We start from the raw sequence: 15,230 nt of genomic DNA, 5'->3' as shown, positions 1-15,230 counted from the left end.
TATAAAGACGATTTAAATAATTTCAGAACTAAACAATATTAATGCTTATGTTTTTTTACATAGAGGTATTTTTTTACATAGAATAATAAGCCATTTAATTAACAGATATGTGTAAAAATCGATAAATTTTATTTCTCTACGAATTAATTATTGCAATCTCTTATATAATCAGGTTATTTTAAGTGTAATCATTAAAAAAACGTTTCAGATAATGATTTAAAGACTCATTAAGGAGTTGCCATGTTAAATATAAAAAACAAACAAAATAATATCACTCCGCAATTAGTTTACATGTGGGAAAATAGTCATGATCTTTGGGAAACTAAACATTGCCGGTCAACATTTATCTATGCAAATCCGTTTTTTTGCCAACGACTCAACTTATCTGAAAATTCTGATATTATCGAATTTTCAGCAAGTGAGTTACCCTTGCCTATTGCAAAATATGAAGATTCAGGAAGTTGTATTAATACTCTCTTTGATACCAATAAAGCAAAAGATTTTTCTCTAACCTGTCTGTGTTTTACAAAAATACATCGGCCAAAAACAAAAAGAATATACCCTATTGATTTCAAGATGCATCACGGCGGCAAAGGAGTGAATCCCCGGGAGCATAGCAAACTATGTGACCGGGGTGAACGAGTGCAGCCAACAAAGAGGCAACTTGAAAGATGACGGGTATATTGTTGCCTTAACGATGTTGATCGCGCGCGACACACCAGAAAAATTTTTGCCACAAGAAAGTATTATATTTTCCTAAATCAAAATATTACACAAATATGACTAGAAAAAACTCAACTACCTCGTTACAAATAATCAACACATTGGCAGCAAGCAATGAACCGTGGGGAGTAAAAGATAAATCTTCCTGTTTCCTCTATGGTAATGATGCATTAATTAAACTCCAAAATATAAATGCCAACTATGATTATGAAGGTAAATATGATAGTGATATTCCCTAGAGGGGCAATGAATTTGCCAAAGATTTTATTACACATGATTTGCAGGTAATAAAAAATAGAGAAAGTATTTTATCATTAGAGACACATGTATTTGGACAAGATAAAGTTTTATCATCTTATTTCCAAGAAAAATTTCCACTCGATGATGATAAAGGTGAATGCATCGGTATTCTTTTCCATGCCTGGAAAGTTCAGGATAATTCACTGACTCGGCTATTTCACAGTAAACTACCTCCTTCTATTATGTTTCAATCGCCGACTCATCTCTTGACTGAACAGGAATGGGAAGTTGTCTTTCTTTTTCTACAAAAATACAATAGGACACAAATCTGTCAATTACTCAAAATTTCAGATAAAACCATAGAGGAATATATAAGAAAGATTTATAATAAATTGAAAGTTAACTCAGACTCACAACTGGAGGAATATTGCCGACTAAATAGTTTTGATCTCTATGCGCCAAAAAGGTTCTTATTGTCTTACTTATAAATATCGTCTATTTATTCAAATTTTTTATACCCTATGGATTTCGAGATGCATCGCGACGGCAAGGGAACGAATCCCCGGGAGCATAGATAACTATGTGACCGGGGTGAGAGAATACAGCCAACAAAGAGGCAACTTGAAAGATAACGGGTATATAAGGTAATAATGTTATAAAGGTCAAATATGAGTCAATCAGGATGTAAAAAAGCCCCTTTTATTACTCCTCAATTAACTAATATGTGGGATAAAAGCTCAGAACCATGGTTTGTAAAAGATAAGGAGTTCCGCTTTATTTATGCGAATAAAATGTTTATTAAAGCTAATAAGCTACCTGAAAATATTGATATTATTGGGTATACCGATAAAGAATTACCTTCGCCAGTTAGTCAATTCTCTCATCTTTTTGAGGAGCATGATCATAAGGTGTTACAGGGTATGCAACGAATATCATCTCTTAGCACTTACCCTCAAGCAAAAAATGAACAAGCCACATCCTATTTCTGTGATAAATATCCGTTAATGGATGAAAATAAACAGTGTATTGGCATAATTGCTCACGCAAGAGAAATACATAACTTTACTGTATCTCATTATATGGAGAACAATATCCCTATATCAATTCGATTTCAAAAACCTAACAATATATTAAAAGAGAAGGAATGGATAATCATTTTTTTATTCTGCCGTGGCGTTAGTAATAGATATATCGCTGACGAAATGAAAATTTCATATCGTACTGTGGAAAAGTATTTCGAAAGTATCTATGAGAAACTATCAGTTAGCTCAGCAATTGAGTTAAGAACACTTTGCAAAGAGAATAGTTATGATCTTTATATTCCCCCCCAATACCTTCAATCTATAGGCCATATTTTGCTATAAATAATCGATTTCATTATTACATATTTCTCTCTGACCTGTTTAATTAACCTGAATTTTACTTAAATTCCCCCTAACTGATATACGGATAACAATTTGATAAATCAAAATAAAGGGCTAAAAACGTGACTAAATAATCATTTTTTTGAAAATTTACTTTTCTATTTCTGTTGAAGACTTTATATAAAAAACGATGAAACCAAGAGATTCCCATGAGCACTGACAGGTGCTTTATCATGGTCGAATGGTTTACATCAACATCTTGCCAAGAAACAGGGGGCTTATAACCCTGTTTCCATTCCAAGATCCAGATACGCCACAATCAACGAACAATAATACCTAACAGAATTCCCAATGCGCCAAAGTCAGCATCACTGAATGTCGTGTTAGCAATCCCGATATCCCCCAAAACGGGTAACAGAAATACGGGTAAGAAGGTGATCAGAAAGCCCTGAGCAAAAGCCCCGAGAATAGCGCCTCTACGCCCCCCTGTCGCATTACCAAAAACCCCGGCCGCCGCACCAACAAAAAAGTGCGGCACAACGCCGGGAATAATGACCGTCATACCGAGTGCATACAGTACAAACATACCGATAACGCCCGCCACAAAACTGCTCAAGAATCCTACCAATACTGCATTAGGTGCGTAAGGAAAGACAACCGGGCAATCTAATGCAGGTTTAGCATTTGGGACCAGTTTGTCAGAAATTCCTTTAAACGCGGGAACGATTTCTGCAATGACCATTCTCACACCTTGCAGAATAATGTATACACCTGCGGCAAAGGTAATAGATTGCATTAGCGAGAACATAAATCCATTTTTCCCACCACTGACTTCTCTCACAAAATCACCGCCAGCGAATAAGCAACTGATCATGAAAATAATCGCCATCGTAAAAGAGATAGCAACCGGTGTATCACGCAGAAACAGCAAACTTTTCGGAACATTCATCTCTTCAGTTGAGTGAGCCTTATTGCCTAGTTTGCTGCCAATAAAGCCAGAGAGCACATAGGAAAGCGAGGAAAAATGCCCAATCGCAACGTCGTCAGAACCTGTCACTTTCTTCATATATGGATGGGCAATCGCCGGGAAAAAAACCATCGCAACGCCAACAACCACAGAACCAATAGCCACTAGCATCGAACCCTTGATCCCGGCGGTTGCCAGAATCACCGCGACCATCATGGACATAAATAATGTGTGGTGCCCGGTCAGAAAGATAAATTTCCACGGGGTAAAACGTGCAATCAGGATATTAATCACCATAGCAAAGAACATGATCATTGCCATTTCTTTACCAAAACTCTTTTGCGCAATAGAAACAATTGCTTCGTTGTTTGGTACGACTCCCTGAATACCAAAAGCGTGTTGGAAAATTTCAGCAAAACCCCCCAGTGACGAGACGACTAACCCAGCCCCCGCCCCCAAGATCAAAAACCCCATAATGGTTTTTATGGTACCTTTGATACATTCAGTCACCGGTTTCCTTTGCACGATCAAACCAACAAGCGCGATAAACCCCACCAAAATCGCAGGTTCTGACAGGACATCACTCATCAGAAAATGAAAAAATTCCATGACAACCTCCCGGTTACAGTGCACCAAGTTCAACTAATGCCACGGACAGACGTACTTTCATTGCCGATTTATCCACCATATTGTCCAGCGCAACAATTTTGCCATCGACTGCCTGAATAACCAGTTGTTCTGCAATATCTTTAGTACCGACAAAAATATCGCTTTGAGTTGCTTTTGCTGATCCCAAATCGATGTGATCAACACTGGCCTCTACTCCCATCTCTTTCAGAATATTTTTGATGCTCATTTCCATCATCAAACTGGTACCTAACCCATGTCCGCAAACGACGGTAATTTTCATACTGTTTCCCCATAGCAAAAAATAGCGACTTAATACTGGCTAATCACGGCAAGAATCTCTTCTTTACTTTTGGCACTCATCAGCAATGCGACATCCTGTTGATTATCAAACAACTCAGCGAGCTGAGCGATCACTTCAATATGACTATTGCTGTCAGTTGCTGCTAAAACAATCAACAATTTGATCGGATCATTTTCCTCAGAACCAAACTCCACTCCTTTGCTAATCACAGTTAATGCTAAAGCTAATTTATTGACCCCTTGTTCCGGTCTGGCATGTGGCATAGCCATTCCCGGCCCAACAACATAATAGGGACCAATTACCTCATGCGAATGATAAATAGCATCAATATAACAAGCAGAAATAGCACCATTTTCCACCAAAGGCTGACAAGCAATCGCGATCGCTTCGCGCCAATTTTTAACATCCGGTATCACTTGGATCACATCTTGGGTGAGTAACGTCTTTAGCATCGATCCCCCTAATTAAAATCTCACTCCGCTCTACCTGTCTTCTGCTAGTGATATTAGTCACAAATGATAGCGCTATCTATGATCGTAGCTCATAATTGTGATAGCGCTATCATTTGTTATTTGATTAATTCACCAGCAAGCGCAAGTACATCATGGTTTTTTCCCACGACTTGCCTGAGATCAGGTAGAATCCCATCGTCAAATTCATAGCCGTTAATTAAAAAAATAGAAAAATATTTTGATGAAAAAGACACGAAAACGCCGTAATACAGGGCGAGTAACATTACAAGATGTTGCTAAGTATGCCGGTGTCGGTTCAATGACAGTTTCACGCGCATTGAGAACACCAGAAATGGTATCGGATAAATTACGAGAAAAAATTGAGCAGGCTATACAAGAATTGGGATATATCCCAAATGGCGCTGCTGGCGTACTTGCTTCGGGCCAAAGTAATATTATCGCGGTACTTGTGCCCTCACTGACAGATAAAGCTAGTGCTACGTTTATACAATCACTGCAACAAGTGCTGAATAAACATGCCTTTCAAGTTTTGCTTGGATGTCATGAATATGACCATAATAAAGAAGCTGAAATTATCATGACATTACTGCAAAGCAATGCCGCAGCACTGGTGATTTTCAGTTCACAACTGGCAGATAAAACCTACAGCAATATTTCTCATATCAATATTCCCATTATTAATGTTGCTGGCTCTCATCAACAGCAGACGGCAATTAATATAGAAACTGATTTTTCCGCGGCTGCCTATATGTTGACTGAGCATATGTTGAATAATGGCCGCAAGCATATCGGTTATATTGGTGCCCAAATGGATAGCCGTTTACGCAATCAGCAGATTAATGGCTGGCATAAAGCCATGCTTCATCACTATCAGAATGCTGACCAAAATATCACTACCTCGGATACTGCTAGCATGCAATTTGGTCGCCAGGCAATTACTGAAATGTTATTACGTCAACCTGAACTGGAAGGTGTGATTTGCAGTCATGAAGTGATTGCCCTAGGTGTCATGTTTGAATGCCAGCGGCGTCTACTTAAAATACCCGCTGATTTGGCTGTTGCTTGTCTGGATGGTTCAGATAACTGTGACCACACACAGCCAACACTGACATCAATTCGCATTAATTATCCCCAAATAGGCAGGGACACCGGAAAATTACTGATAAAACTGCTCACTCAACAAGGTGAAGATGAAACAAAACATCAAAACAACCGATATCACCTATTTTCATATAAGTTCGAGCCTAGACAAAGTGCTTAGCAAAATGATAACGCCATGATGAGACATCAATTGCCATTAAAGCCGCTAACTGTGGTAACTATTTTATCTGCTGACTGAGATCATGTGGCGCGAAAGGAAAGCCCGCGCAATCCTCAACCCTATTGACTATGTCAGCCACCGTCGTTTCAGCTAAAGCGGTTTCTAGCACACAAGTAACACGCGAGAATTCATCTTCTAATACTGGGGTGATATTGTGCCCAATATAACACTTGGGATTAGGTTTAGAACGGTGCAACGTAAAGTACAGAGGATCTTCAACTGCGCGATAAATATCTAATAATGAGATTTGATTCGACGGCCGGGCGAGTAACGCTCCGCCTCCTTGCCCCATTTGTGAATAAGTCAGACCAGCCTCCGCAAGGGCACCTAAGAGCCGGCGAACAACCGTCGGATTAGTATTCACGCTTTTTGCGATATCTTCAGAACGCACGGCTTGTCCGTGGTGAAGCGCAATATCGGTGAGAATATGGATAGCAACAGCAAAACGGGTAGATGTTGGCACTGGAGGATCCTGTATACCTTAAAGGATGTTATGGAAGAATAGCAGAGCGTGAATAAAAAGACCGCGTAGCATGTCACTAATTTCGTCACATAACAAGAAGTAAAATTCAGAATGTTAATTTGTCTGATTAACATTCCTACTCCTCCCGTTTTGCCGCCGTATGCTATTGTTTGGCTCAGTTAATGTTACAAACATGATAGCCCATATTACCGAATGGAATAATCGGTATGAGCACGCTCAATTTGAAGCGTATCGGCAGTTTGTTGTAATTTAACTAGCTGCCCATCCCGCACTGTCCATATATGAACGAAACGAGCAATGAATCGTTTGCCACGCTTCACCCGTCCCAAATAATTACCCAGAACAATGACATGATCATTTGACTCAAAATATTCAGAACCATCTACAACGAATTCATCAACATCATTAAGAAGTGGCACAAAGAAATTATTCAATATATCTTCAATTCCTTCATAAACCCCACCATACCGAGATCCTTCAGTAACATCCCAAATAACATCACTCGCCATAATCTGGCGAAGAACATCAATATCACCCGTAGAGTCATAAAAGCGACGAACAATAGATACATTTAATGAATCTGACATTATCATTCTCCTTCAAATTATCCTGCAATGAAATATGGCCGGCTCTTATAAAATGAGCCGGCCGGATATCTTGGGACGTTCAACCAAAAAGCGCCATTAAAGCTTTAAATTAACATCCCCGGAAAACAATTCGAACATCTTTCATGTTAGGCTATCCATTGCGGGTAAGATATCCCCTTACTTAGGTAAGCGCTGGATAATCAGTATAGCCTATAGCACCAGGAACCATAAAAGTTTCCGGTTGTTGTTCATTAAATGGCGCTTTAACTAAAAACCGGTGAGGTAAGTCTGGATTAGAGATGAATAATTGACCAAAAGCCACTGCATCAGCCCGACCGTCAGCAAGAACTTGCTCGGCACTTTCTTTAGTCAGTTCCTCGTTAGCAATATAGGTTGACCCAAAAGCCTCTTTTATCACCTTACTTAAGTCACCATCAACGACAGCATCACGTGAAAAGATAAAAGCAATACCACGTTTACCGAGTTCACGTGCGACATATCCGAATGTCGCCACAGGATTGGAATCCGCCATAGAGTAATGGCCACCACGTGGTGCCAAATGCATACCAACACGTGATGATCCCCAAACTGAAATACAAGCGTCTGTCACTTCCAGTAGCAACCGGGCCCGATTTTCGACTGAACCTCCGTACTGATCTGTCCGCAGATTAGCATTATCTTGCAAGAATTGATCGAGCAAATATCCATTGGCACCATGTATTTCTACTCCATCAAATCCTGCCGTTTTCGCATTTTCCGCTCCGCGTCTGAATGCTTCGACAATGCCGGGAATCTCCTCAGACTCAAGCGCCTGCGGAACCACGAAAGGACGTTTTGGGCGTAATAAGCTAACATGACCATCAGCCGCAATTGCACTTGGTGCCACCGGCCGTTCTCCATTAAGGAAAACAGGGTCCGATATCCGCCCCACATGCCAAAGCTGTATGAAAATACGCCCACCAGCAGCATGCACAGCATCCGTGACCAACCGCCAACCAGCAACTTGCTCATCTGACCAAATACCCGGCGTATTCTCGTAGCCAACTCCCTGCGGAGTGACTGAAGTCGCTTCGCTGATAATCAAACCAGCAGAAGCGCGCTGAGCATAATATTCCGCCATCAGCGCATTAGGGACACGCCCTTCTCCTTCTGCACGGTTACGTGTCAGAGGAGCCATAATGATGCGATTTGGCAAGTCGAGATCACCAATGCGAATTGGATCAAAAAGTGTAGGCATATTTTTTCTCTCATATAGATTAATAAATGCACTTCGTTGCAAATCATCAATAACTGCATAGCCAGGTCATACCAGAAACAAACAGTGTTAATTAGGAAGTGTGAACTCTTTCTCTTGATTCTGTTCCCGAGTCTTTAGTAGCAGGCGGCTTCTCTGGCATGAATCAATGTAACTTACACAGTTACATATTGCAACAGGATAAAAATGTCAGATGCCAGAATATCTGCAAGATAATAATGTTATGACACAACAATGACTTTGCTTAAGAATGACATAGGCCATTTGTCGCCTTTGATTTAAGTGAATAGAAATTCGTTGAATGAGTGGTATAAAAAAGGCTACGCAATACGCAGCCTTGAAACATTCTTTAATGAATAGAACCCCTATCCAATGAGTTTTAAATCCGCTTTTCTGTGTCGCTTTTGTTCCTGATAAAAATTTTCATGAGAGCCAAAGTTCAGCAGGTATAACTCTATTTTCCCTTCAACCCAACAATAACCAAGCAATGTTAACTGGTTATTTAACTGAAAGTTATGAACTCGAAGGAAACTTAAATCACCTTTCTTCTGCTCACCAATTTCAGGGTTATCAATTATTCTATCAATCTCATCTTCTACTATCCTAAGAAGATCCTCAGATAACCTGGATAATGCCTTAGAAAAACGTCTTGTTTCATAAACATCAATCTTTGGATCTTTTTGTCCTTCTGACATAACGCGACACCTTACCGCTATTGACTTCGCTTTTTGCCAGTAAAGAATCAAGGATAAAAGAGTACGGCAAATCAGGGTTATCCTCCGCAATGCGGCCAATCTTAGCCCAATGCTCGATTTGCTTAGGTACACTTCTGCTTGAAGCTTCTGCATGAATTTTTACATCATTCACGAAATCATCATCCAAACGTATACTGATAGCCATAATTTAGTTTACCCCTCTGGGATTTTGTACTCCATGCGATATAAAACGCATCTGTATAAAATGCAACATTTTATCGCATTATGCAATCATTGATTACGATTTCAACATGTCTATTCCCGTGATACAAAAGGGACCCCCTCAAAATCCCCTGCTCAACGTAATAAGGCACAGCAAGACCAATTTTATTCTCATCCTCAATAAAACTGGTCTCATTGAATTGTCAATATCGCCTGAATTTCGGACATATGATTCAGAAAAATCGACTTATTCCCCCTTTTTGAGGATTAAATGTCTGAATTCCAGCCCGATTAAGGGACAAAAAAGCCAAGCAATGCGCAGCCTTGAAATATTCTTTAATGAATAGATGCAATAAATTAAGTTTGAAAATACGTGATCCCAGTTTTATCTTTTTTAGCCTCCTCCTATCAAAAATTGATTATGATTATAAATGGGTTGCCTGATGCTGGCAGACTGTTAGTTGATATGTAAAAAATTGTTGCCCGGAGGATGCATATATGAATTTATTGGATGGTTTACAAAAAAAACTGGACGGTTACTTTAATAAAACAAGTGAAATCAACTATGTAAAAATATTTGATACTCCCCAAATATGGGGGCTTCCTTTTGGAAAAGAGATAATGCCACAGGCGGTTAAAAGAGCAGCGGAATTTGAAGATGCTATTGTAAGCATTCTGGAAAACATGCGTTATCGCTGTGATATTTCCTCTTTAAATGCCCCGGATGCAGAGTGGAGAAAAGTTATCCTATCAGCTATTGATAGCGCATTTACCAAAAAAATAAACAGGAAGGAGAGAACTCAGATAAGGTTCTTATTCGCTCAAACACCGACATCTTTGTTAAACGGTGTAAATTCATACTTTGAAGGTACCCCTGAATATCTGGCATTGAAGGAGGATATTATTAAATTAATTCAAGAAAGGAGAGATCATTGGGAGTGTGTACCTGAAATATGGATTGGTCGGTTTTACCGGATAGTAGACGGACTTAAAGTATCATTAGAGAAGAAAGTACTGCCAGAGGAAATGTTTCCAGAAGATGATACCAGAATGACATGGAATCATACAAAAATTATCGCAGTTGATGGAATTGAGTCATTTGTCGGCGGCCATAATTTAAATATGGATCTGTTTAAAAATTACCCTCCAGTTCATGATGTCTCTGTTAAAGTTATAGGAACGGCATCATTAAGCTCACAATTATTTTTAAATAACATGTGGGTGGCTGATACAGACCTCTTAACAAAAGAATTCTTTGATATAGATAAAAATAGATGGGTTAATGCAAATGGTATTGTGGGAAAGCCGGAAGATCCATTAAAAAAAGAGTACGTTACTGAATATATCGATAGAAAAAAAGAAGAGAGCCTAAAAAATCCACCTAAAGACCCAGAATATAAGAAAACAAGCAGGATATTATCCGTAGGTAAATATTGGTCTGGACCTGATATGCGAACGGATTATAAAAAAGGCTCTGAAATAATGAAAGAGTTTATAATAAAGAATGCAAAGAAAAAAATCCGCATGTCCCAACAGGATCTTGTCAGTGCATGGAAAAAACAATGGCGAGATCATCATGTGTGCCGATGGTTGATCGAAGCATTACTTGCCAACCCCGAACTGGAAGTTCAAATTGTTGTATCGCCACTTGATGCAGCAGCCGGTGCTGCTGGTGATCAATATTCTTTTGGTTCTGGAGCCAAAAGAACGTTTGAAATATTTAAATACTATTTGACACATGATGAGCATACCGATAAGAAGCTGGAAGATCCGGATGGAATCAGGCAAGCCGCACTGAAAAGAATAGAGGTTGCCCCTTTTTTCTTTACAGACAAAGTACCTGAAGATCTTTTGATTGAAGGGACGACATACAGATGGCCAACCCCGGATGAAAATTCTTATACTGCTACGCTAAAAGAACCGTCTCTTTCTGAAAGACCTCCACAGATAGGTGCTATAGGACGCCCATTCCGATCCTTAATTAAAGCAAGTGGTCCGGTATATCCCAAAGTTCCCCCTGCTCCTGGGAATCATGCAAAAGTAACAATAATTGATGATGAACTCTACGTGGTTGGTTCTGATAATCTCTATCCGGGGTATCTTTCGGAGTTCAATTATCTTATTGAGGGAGAAGACGCGGTGAAAGCTTTTATAGAATCCTACTGGGAACCGTTGTGGAAATATTCAGGAACACATTCATTTAATTACAAAAATACTTGATGTAAATAACAAGTGTTCTGATATATACCCTATGGATTTCAAGATGCATCGCGACGGCAAGGGAGCGAATCCCCGGGAGCAGAGATAACGATGTGACCGGGGTGAGTGAGTGCAGCCAACAAAGAGGCAACTTGAAAGATAACGGATATATTCCCGCCAACTGCTAGCGGGAATATAACTTGAAAAACATTAAAGAAATGACTTTTCAGGAGACCAATTAGATCTTGGCTGTCGCCAAATATTTTGTCATTTCATCATCGGGTACCATACCACCACCGGTTGCCCAGACCAAATGCGTAGCCTGTTTCATCTTTTCTGCTGAAAGGTTCTTATTGTTCAGGTAATCAAGGTTTCCACTCACACGAGCAGGGCCCGCCATCCCAACTAGCGCCGAAGGCTCTAACCGGATACCTTCATCACGATCCAGTAAGCCCAACAGGTTATACATTTCCTGATCTTGAACAGTATAAAATCCATCCAGCAAACGTTCCATCGCACGCCCAACAAAGCCGGAAGCCCTGCCTACCGCAAGACCATCAGCAGCAGTGATATTGTCGATCCCGATATCCTGCACGCAAATATTGTCATGCAAACCAGTATATACCCCCAACAACATACTGGGAGAATGGGTCGGTTCAGCAAAAATGCAGTGCACATGATCACCAAAAGCCAGTTTCAATCCAAATGCAACCCCCCCCGGACCGCCACCGACGCCACACGGCAAATAAACGAAGAGTGGGTGATCTTCATCAACCACAATATTCATCTGCTCAAACTGCGCCTTTACCCGTCCACCTGCGACAGAGTATCCCAGAAACAACGTTTGGGAGTTTTCATCGTCAATAAAGAAACAGTTAGGAGCAGATTCGGCTTCTTTACGCCCTCGGGCCACGGCTACCCCATAATCTAGCTCATGCTCCACGACATTGACCCCATGTGAACGTAGCTTTTGCTTCTTCCATTCACGAGCATCGGCGGACATATGCACGCTGACATTAAAGCCTAATTTTGCACTGGCAATACCTATGGAAAGCCCCAAATTGCCGGTAGAACCTACAGCAATGCTGTATTGATTAAAGAACCGTCTAAGCTCTTCTGAAAACAGTTTGCTGTAATCATCGTTTTCAGCAAGCAACCCCGCTTGTAATGCCAGTTTTTCCGCGTGAGTTAACACTTCATAAATTCCACCACGGGCTTTAATCGAACCGGAAATGGGCAAATGGCTATCTTTTTTAAGCAAAATTCTCCCTGTGATACCCACACCATAATGTTGCTCCAGTGTTTTTTGCATCGTAGGTATAGCCACTATTTCTGATTCAATAATGCCATGTGTGACGGCTGTTTCTGGAAAAGCTTTACATAAATAAGACGCAAAACGATCCAAGCGTGCTTCAGCATCCTCAACATCATCAGCGCCCAAACCGACAAAAGGCAATCCCTCTTTCAAGGTGGTATTACAAGGGTTAAACCAGAAGATTTCCTCTAATTCCATCAAATTTTTTACTAACGGATATTCATTTAGTAATTGTTGAATTTCAGTACGTTTCATATATGTATTAACCCAAGATAAGTGTTTCCCTGGTATATACCCATTATCTTTCAAGTTGCCTCTTTGTTGGCCGCACTCGCTCACCCCGGTCACATCGTTATCTATGCTCCCAAGGATTCACTCCCTTGCCGTCGCGATCCATCTTGAAATCTATAGGATATATAAAATAACTCTTACTTGCTTGATTATTAGAATTTTTTATTATATTCAATATGTTATGTTTACTACAACTTCCTACAATATATCAGCACATCATACTTTACCCGTTATCTTTCAAGTTGCCTCTTTGTTGGCTGCACTCACTCACCCCGGTCACATCGTTATCTATGCTCCCGGGGATTCGCTCCCTTGCCGTCGCGATCCATCTTGAAATCCATTGGGTATTTATTTATTTTTTATCTTCCCCTTATTTTGATTACTACGTTAATGTTTATACCCGTTATCTTTCAAGCTGCCTCTTTGTTGGCTGCACTCGCTCACCCCGGTCACATAGTTTGCTATGCTCCCGGGGATTCACTCCCTTGCCGTCGCGATGCAGCTTGAAATCCGTAGGGTATATCTTATTTATTATTTTAGATGTAAATCTGCCTATTTTATAGGCTTCCCTGGTATTGACACTTCGCACTTCTTATTCTTATTTTTCAAGCTGAGCGATGACTTCTTTCCATTACATAATGGTAGCCACTACACGATGGTAGAAAGAAGAAACGTCCCAACCAACGCAACCACAGAGGCAATAAATGTTGCGGTTGTATAATACTTAAAAGTTTCACTGAGCGTTGTTCCGCAATATTGCTTAACCAACCAAAACAGTGAATCCGTCACAATAGTACAGCCGATAGCACCAGAACCAATCGCCAATGTAATGATTTCAGGGCTAATATCTGGATATAACGGCAACATAGGCGAAACAATCGCTGTTGCCCCCATCATTGCGACCGTTGCTGAACCAACCGCCGCATGCAAAATAATGGCAACCAACCAAGACAAAAGAATTGGGTGCATATCCAGACTCGACAAAATAACGGCCAACGTATCACTAAGGCCACTGACTTTTAAAATACTATTAAATGCCCCGCCCGCGCCGATAATTAATAAAATATTGGCGATAGAAGAGAAACAATCTTCCGTCTTCGTCAACAGTGTACTCATTCCCATATTTTGCTTAATGCCCAAGGTGTAATAGGCAACAAACGCGGCAATGAACATGGCTGTAATAGGATTACCAATAAATTCCAGCACCGTATAAAACGTGGTACCTTTTTCCATATTTAATTCAGCAGCCGTTTTAGTCAACATTAACCCAATTGGCAATAACACAGTAAACAATGTCATGCCTAAAGAGGGTAAATCCTCTTCTTGACGAACTGCAATTTCAGAAAATTCAGCCGGAACCGATTTAAAAGGCAGACGGCTACCGAGAAATTTCAGAAATAATGGCCCCCCCACCAAAGCGGCAAACAGGCCAACTATCAACCCATAAACAATCACCGAGCCAATATCCGCACCCAGTTTATTCGTCACAAATAATGCAGCCGGGTGCGGAGGAATAATACAGTGAACCGCCATCAACGCTGTACATAATGGGATCGCTAATTTCAGCAATGATGTATTGGTTTTCCTGGCAATAGAAAATGCCAATGGAATTAACAATACCACCCCGACTTCAACAAACAGCGTAATACCACAAACCAAACCAATCAGTACCATAATGATATCAGGTGATAGCCATCGGCATTTTTGCAATGTGATACCAATCCGCTCTGCCGCGCCGGATATCTCCATCATCTTACCAAGAATGGTCCCCAGACCAATCACTACGGCTAAAAAACCTAGCGTATCTCCGATTCCCCCTTGAATGGCGTTCACCATTTCAACAGGGTTCATTCCCATTAAGGCACCGACATAAAAACTGGCTAACAATAGAGCAAGAAAAGGGTGAATTTTTAATTTAATTATCGTAAATACAATTAACGCAATACTTGTGAGTAACGTACCAATCACCCAAGGTTGTGAATCCACTTAATCATTCCCCACAGTTAACCTTTGTTCGTCACGCGAATTTTCATTATTGAATATGAATATTCAATTTTTGACAAATGATTAATACATAGCCATGCATGAATCAGATTGAGCCAATTCAGTGATACCGATCAAAATTTTCACTTTATTTGCGATTTAAATCACTAAAACTATCTG

At 40.3% G+C, this 15,230-nt stretch carries 15 protein-coding genes; 5 read left to right on the top strand and 10 right to left on the bottom strand.

Annotated features, from left to right (window positions below):
* Positions 1-240: 240 nt before the first annotated feature.
* The 3 genes from PluTT01m_RS26635 to PluTT01m_RS10245 all read left to right on the top strand — a co-directional run bounded on the left by PluTT01m_RS26635 (position 241) and on the right by PluTT01m_RS10245 (position 2,327).
* Entirely contained in the window at positions 241-675 is a 435-nt protein-coding gene (locus PluTT01m_RS26635) for a hypothetical protein (RefSeq protein WP_011146245.1), read from the top strand.
* Positions 676-1,205: 530 nt separating this feature from the next.
* Positions 1,206-1,451 (top strand): helix-turn-helix transcriptional regulator, encoded by a 246-nt coding sequence (locus PluTT01m_RS28055; protein WP_324251498.1) that lies wholly within the window; start codon positions 1,206-1,208, stop codon positions 1,449-1,451.
* A gap of 180 nt (positions 1,452-1,631) precedes the next feature.
* Positions 1,632-2,327, top strand: coding sequence for a helix-turn-helix transcriptional regulator (locus tag PluTT01m_RS10245; protein WP_011146244.1), 696 nt, complete (start codon positions 1,632-1,634; stop codon positions 2,325-2,327).
* A gap of 319 nt (positions 2,328-2,646) precedes the next feature.
* Here the strand turns inward: PluTT01m_RS10245 and PluTT01m_RS10240 are convergent, their stop codons facing one another.
* The 3 genes from PluTT01m_RS10240 to PluTT01m_RS10230 are packed head-to-tail and all read right to left on the bottom strand — an operon-like array spanning position 2,647 to position 4,677.
* A complete protein-coding gene (locus PluTT01m_RS10240; protein WP_011146242.1) occupies positions 2,647-3,903 on the bottom strand; it encodes a PTS ascorbate transporter subunit IIC in 1,257 nt (418 codons plus the stop codon).
* 13 nt (positions 3,904-3,916) lie between these two features.
* Positions 3,917-4,204, bottom strand: a complete 288-nt coding sequence (locus tag PluTT01m_RS10235; protein WP_041380050.1) for a PTS sugar transporter subunit IIB — start codon at positions 4,202-4,204, stop codon at positions 3,917-3,919.
* Between the two features lie 29 nt (positions 4,205-4,233).
* Positions 4,234-4,677 carry a PTS sugar transporter subunit IIA gene (locus PluTT01m_RS10230; protein ID WP_011146240.1) on the bottom strand — a complete coding sequence of 148 codons (444 nt, stop codon included), beginning with the start codon at positions 4,675-4,677 and terminating at the stop codon, positions 4,234-4,236.
* A 241-nt stretch (positions 4,678-4,918) separates the two neighbouring features.
* On the opposite strand from PluTT01m_RS10230, the gene PluTT01m_RS10225 reads away from it, so the two are divergent.
* On the top strand, positions 4,919-5,959 hold the full coding sequence (locus PluTT01m_RS10225) for a LacI family DNA-binding transcriptional regulator (protein WP_041380049.1): 1,041 nt from the start codon (positions 4,919-4,921) through the stop codon (positions 5,957-5,959).
* A gap of 58 nt (positions 5,960-6,017) precedes the next feature.
* Here PluTT01m_RS10225 and PluTT01m_RS10220 read toward each other — a convergent pair whose 3' ends face one another.
* From PluTT01m_RS10220 to PluTT01m_RS10200, 5 genes are all read right to left on the bottom strand, one after another.
* Positions 6,018-6,482, bottom strand: a complete 465-nt coding sequence (locus PluTT01m_RS10220) for an Rrf2 family transcriptional regulator (RefSeq protein WP_011146238.1) — start codon at positions 6,480-6,482, stop codon at positions 6,018-6,020.
* Between the two features lie 206 nt (positions 6,483-6,688).
* Positions 6,689-7,090 carry a nuclear transport factor 2 family protein gene (locus tag PluTT01m_RS10215; RefSeq protein WP_011146237.1) on the bottom strand — a complete coding sequence of 134 codons (402 nt, stop codon included), beginning with the start codon at positions 7,088-7,090 and terminating at the stop codon, positions 6,689-6,691.
* A gap of 181 nt (positions 7,091-7,271) precedes the next feature.
* Entirely contained in the window at positions 7,272-8,327 is a 1,056-nt protein-coding gene (locus PluTT01m_RS10210; RefSeq protein ID WP_011146236.1) for an alkene reductase, read from the bottom strand.
* 383 nt (positions 8,328-8,710) lie between these two features.
* A complete protein-coding gene (locus tag PluTT01m_RS10205; RefSeq protein WP_011146235.1) occupies positions 8,711-9,040 on the bottom strand; it encodes a type II toxin-antitoxin system RelE/ParE family toxin in 330 nt (109 codons plus the stop codon).
* Positions 9,009-9,245: a TA system antitoxin ParD family protein gene (locus PluTT01m_RS10200; protein ID WP_011146234.1), complete on the bottom strand. Its 237-nt coding sequence runs from the start codon at positions 9,243-9,245 to the stop codon at positions 9,009-9,011. The genes PluTT01m_RS10205 and PluTT01m_RS10200 overlap by 32 nt, the downstream gene beginning before the upstream one ends.
* Before the next feature lie 515 nt (positions 9,246-9,760).
* On the opposite strand from PluTT01m_RS10200, the gene PluTT01m_RS10195 reads away from it, so the two are divergent.
* Entirely contained in the window at positions 9,761-11,482 is a 1,722-nt protein-coding gene (locus PluTT01m_RS10195) for a phospholipase D-like domain-containing protein (RefSeq protein ID WP_011146232.1), read from the top strand.
* Positions 11,483-11,699: 217 nt separating this feature from the next.
* Here PluTT01m_RS10195 and PluTT01m_RS10190 read toward each other — a convergent pair whose 3' ends face one another.
* Both PluTT01m_RS10190 and dsdX read right to left on the bottom strand, forming a co-directional pair.
* Positions 11,700-13,031: a D-serine ammonia-lyase gene (locus PluTT01m_RS10190; RefSeq protein WP_011146231.1), complete on the bottom strand. Its 1,332-nt coding sequence runs from the start codon at positions 13,029-13,031 to the stop codon at positions 11,700-11,702.
* A gap of 684 nt (positions 13,032-13,715) precedes the next feature.
* Positions 13,716-15,053 (bottom strand): D-serine transporter DsdX, encoded by a 1,338-nt coding sequence (dsdX, locus tag PluTT01m_RS10180; RefSeq protein WP_011146230.1) that lies wholly within the window; start codon positions 15,051-15,053, stop codon positions 13,716-13,718.
* Between the last annotated feature and the right edge of the window lie 177 nt (positions 15,054-15,230).

This window comes from Photorhabdus laumondii subsp. laumondii, assembly GCF_003343245.1.
Taxonomy (GTDB): domain Bacteria; phylum Pseudomonadota; class Gammaproteobacteria; order Enterobacterales; family Enterobacteriaceae; genus Photorhabdus; species Photorhabdus laumondii.
The sequence above is the reverse complement of the archived record's forward strand: the minus strand, read 5'-3'. Positions and strand labels throughout refer to the sequence as shown.

Excerpts from the sequence above, each read along its gene's own strand:
- PluTT01m_RS26635 (WP_011146245.1), top strand. The coding sequence starts at position 241 with ATGTTAAATATAAAAAACAAACAAAATAATATCACTCCGCAATTAGTT.
- PluTT01m_RS28055 (WP_324251498.1), top strand. The coding sequence starts at position 1,206 with ATGTTTCAATCGCCGACTCATCTCTTGACTGAACAGGAATGGGAAGTT.
- PluTT01m_RS10245 (WP_011146244.1), top strand. The coding sequence starts at position 1,632 with ATGAGTCAATCAGGATGTAAAAAAGCCCCTTTTATTACTCCTCAATTA.
- PluTT01m_RS10240 (WP_011146242.1), bottom strand. The coding sequence starts at position 3,903 with ATGGAATTTTTTCATTTTCTGATGAGTGATGTCCTGTCAGAACCTGCG.
- PluTT01m_RS10235 (WP_041380050.1), bottom strand. The coding sequence starts at position 4,204 with ATGAAAATTACCGTCGTTTGCGGACATGGGTTAGGTACCAGTTTGATG.
- PluTT01m_RS10230 (WP_011146240.1), bottom strand. The coding sequence starts at position 4,677 with ATGCTAAAGACGTTACTCACCCAAGATGTGATCCAAGTGATACCGGAT.
- PluTT01m_RS10225 (WP_041380049.1), top strand. The coding sequence starts at position 4,919 with ATGAAAAAGACACGAAAACGCCGTAATACAGGGCGAGTAACATTACAA.
- PluTT01m_RS10215 (WP_011146237.1), bottom strand. The coding sequence starts at position 7,090 with ATGTCAGATTCATTAAATGTATCTATTGTTCGTCGCTTTTATGACTCT.
- PluTT01m_RS10210 (WP_011146236.1), bottom strand. The coding sequence starts at position 8,327 with ATGCCTACACTTTTTGATCCAATTCGCATTGGTGATCTCGACTTGCCA.
- PluTT01m_RS10205 (WP_011146235.1), bottom strand. The coding sequence starts at position 9,040 with ATGTCAGAAGGACAAAAAGATCCAAAGATTGATGTTTATGAAACAAGA.
- PluTT01m_RS10200 (WP_011146234.1), bottom strand. The coding sequence starts at position 9,245 with ATGGCTATCAGTATACGTTTGGATGATGATTTCGTGAATGATGTAAAA.
- PluTT01m_RS10195 (WP_011146232.1), top strand. The coding sequence starts at position 9,761 with ATGAATTTATTGGATGGTTTACAAAAAAAACTGGACGGTTACTTTAAT.
- PluTT01m_RS10190 (WP_011146231.1), bottom strand. The coding sequence starts at position 13,031 with ATGAAACGTACTGAAATTCAACAATTACTAAATGAATATCCGTTAGTA.